The 647-nt window shown below is 58.6% G+C and carries 1 pseudogene; it reads left to right on the top strand.

From position 1 onward, the window contains the following. Positions 1 to 3 precede the first annotated feature (3 nt). Positions 4 to 647: pseudogene (locus LZP96_RS23960) on the top strand (phosphohexomutase domain-containing protein); the annotation flags it as partial.

Genomic DNA, 647 nt, shown 5'->3' with positions numbered 1-647 from the left:
ATCATGGAAAAGTTAACCTGTTTTAAAGCTTATGACATTCGCGGCAAGCTGGGTGAAGAGCTGAACGAAGACATTGCGTGGCGCATTGGCCGCGCCTATGGCGAGTATCTGAAGCCAAAAACGATCGTGCTGGGCGGCGACGTTCGCCTGACCAGTGCTGCCCTGAAAATGGCGCTGGCAAAAGGACTGCAGGACGCAGGCGTGGATGTGCTGGATATCGGGCTCTCCGGTACCGAGGAGATCTATTTTGCCACCTTCCACCTGGGCGTGGACGGCGGCATCGAAGTCACCGCCAGCCATAATCCGATGGATTACAACGGCATGAAGCTGGTGCGCGAAGGGGCTCGCCCCATCAGCGGCGATACCGGTCTGCGCGACGTGCAGCGCCTGGCGGAAGCCAACGACTTCCCGCCAGTGAACGAGGCAAAACGCGGCAGCTATAAGCAGATCGATCTGCGTAAAGAGTACATCGACCACCTGCTGGGTTATATCAACGTGGCCAACCTGAAGCCGCTGAAGCTGGTCATCAACTCCGGTAACGGCGCTGCCGGCCCGGTGGTGGATGCGCTGGAAGCGCGCTTTAAGGCGCTGAACGTGCCGGTCACCTTCGTGAAGGTCCATAACACCCCTGACGGCAACTTCCCGAA

Source organism: Huaxiibacter chinensis (assembly GCF_022171985.1).
GTDB lineage: Bacteria > Pseudomonadota > Gammaproteobacteria > Enterobacterales > Enterobacteriaceae > Enterobacter > Enterobacter chinensis_A.
This window is presented reverse-complemented; position numbering and strand designations above follow the sequence as displayed.